Source organism: Pseudomonas sp. FG98 (assembly GCF_057808595.1).
Genome location: NZ_JBMDIJ010000163.1, coordinates 1 through 5,000, shown reverse-complemented (window position 1 = coordinate 5,000; position 5,000 = coordinate 1). Strand labels below are relative to the sequence as shown.

2 tRNA genes and 2 rRNA genes are annotated in these 5,000 nt (G+C 52.1%); all 4 read left to right on the top strand.

Features of this window, described 5'->3' with window-relative positions:
* Positions 1-13 precede the first annotated feature (13 nt).
* The 4 genes from ACODSK_RS32325 to ACODSK_RS32310 all read left to right on the top strand — a co-directional run bounded on the left by ACODSK_RS32325 (position 14) and on the right by ACODSK_RS32310 (position 4,921).
* Positions 14-1,550: ribosomal RNA gene (locus tag ACODSK_RS32325) — 16S ribosomal RNA — on the top strand.
* Positions 1,551-1,626: 76 nt separating this feature from the next.
* Positions 1,627-1,703, top strand: a tRNA-Ile gene (locus ACODSK_RS32320).
* A gap of 22 nt (positions 1,704-1,725) precedes the next feature.
* A tRNA-Ala gene (locus ACODSK_RS32315) sits at positions 1,726-1,801 on the top strand.
* 229 nt (positions 1,802-2,030) lie between these two features.
* Positions 2,031-4,921 (top strand): 23S ribosomal RNA (locus ACODSK_RS32310).
* Together the 16S and 23S rRNA genes with 2 tRNA genes alongside form the textbook arrangement of a ribosomal RNA operon.
* Positions 4,922-5,000: the final 79 nt, after the last annotated feature.

Below are 5,000 nucleotides of genomic sequence, written 5' to 3'. Positions count from 1 at the left end.
CCCAAGCAGTATTGAACTGAAGAGTTTGATCATGGCTCAGATTGAACGCTGGCGGCAGGCCTAACACATGCAAGTCGAGCGGATGAGAAGAGCTTGCTCTTCGAGTTAGCGGCGGACGGGTGAGTAATGCCTAGGAATCTGCCTGGTAGTGGGGGACAACGTTTCGAAAGGAACGCTAATACCGCATACGTCCTACGGGAGAAAGCAGGGGACCTTCGGGCCTTGCGCTATCAGATGAGCCTAGGTCGGATTAGCTAGTTGGTGAGGTAATGGCTCACCAAGGCGACGATCCGTAACTGGTCTGAGAGGATGATCAGTCACACTGGAACTGAGACACGGTCCAGACTCCTACGGGAGGCAGCAGTGGGGAATATTGGACAATGGGCGAAAGCCTGATCCAGCCATGCCGCGTGTGTGAAGAAGGTCTTCGGATTGTAAAGCACTTTAAGTTGGGAGGAAGGGCAGTAAGCGAATACCTTGCTGTTTTGACGTTACCAACAGAATAAGCACCGGCTAACTCTGTGCCAGCAGCCGCGGTAATACAGAGGGTGCAAGCGTTAATCGGAATTACTGGGCGTAAAGCGCGCGTAGGTGGTTCGTTAAGTTGGATGTGAAAGCCCCGGGCTCAACCTGGGAACTGCATCCAAAACTGGCGAGCTAGAGTAGGGCAGAGGGTGGTGGAATTTCCTGTGTAGCGGTGAAATGCGTAGATATAGGAAGGAACACCAGTGGCGAAGGCGACCACCTGGGCTCATACTGACACTGAGGTGCGAAAGCGTGGGGAGCAAACAGGATTAGATACCCTGGTAGTCCACGCCGTAAACGATGTCAACTAGCCGTTGGAATCCTTGAGATTTTAGTGGCGCAGCTAACGCATTAAGTTGACCGCCTGGGGAGTACGGCCGCAAGGTTAAAACTCAAATGAATTGACGGGGGCCCGCACAAGCGGTGGAGCATGTGGTTTAATTCGAAGCAACGCGAAGAACCTTACCAGGCCTTGACATGCAGAGAACTTTCCAGAGATGGATTGGTGCCTTCGGGAACTCTGACACAGGTGCTGCATGGCTGTCGTCAGCTCGTGTCGTGAGATGTTGGGTTAAGTCCCGTAACGAGCGCAACCCTTGTCCTTAGTTACCAGCACGTAATGGTGGGCACTCTAAGGAGACTGCCGGTGACAAACCGGAGGAAGGTGGGGATGACGTCAAGTCATCATGGCCCTTACGGCCTGGGCTACACACGTGCTACAATGGTCGGTACAGAGGGTTGCCAAGCCGCGAGGTGGAGCTAATCTCACAAAACCGATCGTAGTCCGGATCGCAGTCTGCAACTCGACTGCGTGAAGTCGGAATCGCTAGTAATCGCGAATCAGAATGTCGCGGTGAATACGTTCCCGGGCCTTGTACACACCGCCCGTCACACCATGGGAGTGGGTTGCACCAGAAGTAGCTAGTCTAACCTTCGGGAGGACGGTTACCACGGTGTGATTCATGACTGGGGTGAAGTCGTAACAAGGTAGCCGTAGGGGAACCTGCGGCTGGATCACCTCCTTAATCGACGACATCAGCCGTATCATGAGCTCCCACACGAATTGCTTGATTCATTGAAGAAGACGGAAAGCAGCTTATTGGGTCTGTAGCTCAGTTGGTTAGAGCGCACCCCTGATAAGGGTGAGGTCGGCAGTTCGAATCTGCCCAGACCCACCAATTAAGTTCCACGCCTCAGTCTGGGGCCATAGCTCAGCTGGGAGAGCGCCTGCCTTGCACGCAGGAGGTCAGCGGTTCGATCCCGCTTGGCTCCACCATAATCTGCTTGAAAATCCTGTTTAAAGCTTAGAAATGAGCATTCGCGTCGAATGTTGATTTCTAGTCTTTGTTGACTGGTCCGTTCTTTAAAAATTTGGGTATGTGATAGAAATAGACTGAACGACACTTTCACTGGTGTTGCTTCAGGCTAAGGTAAAATTTGTGAGTTTTCATGAATTTTCGGCGAATGTCGTCTTCACAGTATAACCAGATTGCTTGGGGTTATATGGTCAAGTGAAGAAGCGCATACGGTGGATGCCTTGGCAGTCAGAGGCGATGAAAGACGTGGTAGCCTGCGATAAGCTTTGGGGAGTCGGCAAACAGACTGTGATCCAGAGATCTCTGAATGGGGGAACCCACTCAGCATAAGCTGAGTATCTTGTACTGAATACATAGGTACACGAGGCGAACCAGGGGAACTGAAACATCTAAGTACCCTGAGGAAAAGAAATCAACCGAGATTCCCTTAGTAGTGGCGAGCGAACGGGGACTAGCCCTTAAGTTGATTTGAGATTAGTGGAAGGCTCTGGAAAGTGCCGCCATAGTGGGTGATAGCCCCGTACACGAAAATCTCTTGTCAATGAAATCGAGTAGGACGGAGCACGAGAAACTTTGTCTGAATATGGGGGGACCATCCTCCAAGGCTAAATACTACTGACTGACCGATAGTGAACCAGTACCGTGAGGGAAAGGCGAAAAGAACCCCGGAGAGGGGAGTGAAATAGAACCTGAAACCGTATGCGTACAAGCAGTGGGAGCCTACTTTGTTAGGTGACTGCGTACCTTTTGTATAATGGGTCAGCGACTTATATTCAGTGGCGAGCTTAACCGAATAGGGGAGGCGTAGCGAAAGCGAGTCTTAATAGGGCGTTTAGTCGCTGGGTATAGACCCGAAACCGGGCGATCTATCCATGGGCAGGTTGAAGGTTAGGTAACACTGACTGGAGGACCGAACCGACTACCGTTGAAAAGTTAGCGGATGACCTGTGGATCGGAGTGAAAGGCTAATCAAGCTCGGAGATAGCTGGTTCTCCTCGAAAGCTATTTAGGTAGCGCCTCATGTATCACTCCAGGGGGTAGAGCACTGTTTCGGCTAGGGGGTCATCCCGACTTACCAAACCGATGCAAACTCCGAATACCTGGAAGTGCCGAGCATGGGAGACACACGGCGGGTGCTAACGTCCGTCGTGAAAAGGGAAACAACCCAGACCGTCAGCTAAGGTCCCAAAGTCATGGTTAAGTGGGAAACGATGTGGGAAGGCTTAGACAGCTAGGAGGTTGGCTTAGAAGCAGCCACCCTTTAAAGAAAGCGTAATAGCTCACTAGTCGAGTCGGCCTGCGCGGAAGATGTAACGGGGCTCAAACCATGCACCGAAGCTACGGGTATCACTTAGGTGATGCGGTAGAGGAGCGTTCTGTAAGCCTGTGAAGGTGAGTTGAGAAGCTTGCTGGAGGTATCAGAAGTGCGAATGCTGACATGAGTAACGACAATGGGAGTGAAAAACTCCCACGCCGAAAGACCAAGGTTTCCTGCGCAACGTTAATCGACGCAGGGTTAGTCGGTCCCTAAGGCGAGGCTGAAAAGCGTAGTCGATGGAAAACAGGTTAATATTCCTGTACTTCTGGTTATTGCGATGGAGGGACGGAGAAGGCTAGGCCAGCTTGGCGTTGGTTGTCCAAGTTTAAGGTGGTAGGCTGGACTCTTAGGTAAATCCGGGAGTTCAAGGCCGAGAGCTGATGACGAGTTGCCTTTAGGCGACGAAGTGGTTGATGCCATGCTTCCAAGAAAAGCTTCTAAGCTTCAGATAACCAGGAACCGTACCCCAAACCGACACAGGTGGTTGGGTAGAGAATACCAAGGCGCTTGAGAGAACTCGGGTGAAGGAACTAGGCAAAATGGCACCGTAACTTCGGGAGAAGGTGCGCCGGCGAGGGTGAAGGACTTGCTCCGTAAGCCCATGCCGGTCGAAGATACCAGGCCGCTGCGACTGTTTATTAAAAACACAGCACTCTGCAAACACGAAAGTGGACGTATAGGGTGTGACGCCTGCCCGGTGCCGGAAGGTTAATTGATGGGGTTAGCTAACGCGAAGCTCTTGATCGAAGCCCCGGTAAACGGCGGCCGTAACTATAACGGTCCTAAGGTAGCGAAATTCCTTGTCGGGTAAGTTCCGACCTGCACGAATGGCGTAACGATGGCGGCGCTGTCTCCACCCGAGACTCAGTGAAATTGAAATCGCTGTGAAGATGCAGTGTATCCGCGGCTAGACGGAAAGACCCCGTGAACCTTTACTATAGCTTTGCACTGGACTTTGAATTTGCTTGTGTAGGATAGGTGGGAGGCTTTGAAGCGTGGACGCCAGTTCGCGTGGAGCCATCCTTGAAATACCACCCTGGCAACTTTGAGGTTCTAACTCAGGTCCGTTATCCGGATCGAGGACAGTGTATGGTGGGTAGTTTGACTGGGGCGGTCTCCTCCTAAAGAGTAACGGAGGAGTACGAAGGTGCGCTCAGACCGGTCGGAAATCGGTCGTAGAGTATAAAGGCAAAAGCGCGCTTGACTGCGAGACAGACACGTCGAGCAGGTACGAAAGTAGGTCTTAGTGATCCGGTGGTTCTGTATGGAAGGGCCATCGCTCAACGGATAAAAGGTACTCCGGGGATAACAGGCTGATACCGCCCAAGAGTTCATATCGACGGCGGTGTTTGGCACCTCGATGTCGGCTCATCACATCCTGGGGCTGAAGCCGGTCCCAAGGGTATGGCTGTTCGCCATTTAAAGTGGTACGCGAGCTGGGTTTAGAACGTCGTGAGACAGTTCGGTCCCTATCTGCCGTGGACGTTTGAGATTTGAGAGGGGCTGCTCCTAGTACGAGAGGACCGGAGTGGACGAACCTCTGGTGTTCCGGTTGTCACGCCAGTGGCATTGCCGGGTAGCTATGTTCGGAAGAGATAACCGCTGAAAGCATCTAAGCGGGAAACTTGCCTCAAGATGAGATCTCACTGGAGCCTTGAGCTCCCTGAAGGGCCGTCGAAGACTACGACGTTGATAGGTTGGGTGTGTAAGCGCTGTGAGGCGTTGAGCTAACCAATACTAATTGCCCGTGAGGCTTGACCATATAACACCCAAGCAATTTGAGCGAAAGCCAGATTGTGGTGGTGAAGACGAAAGAACCGAAAGTTCTGCGAACCACAAAT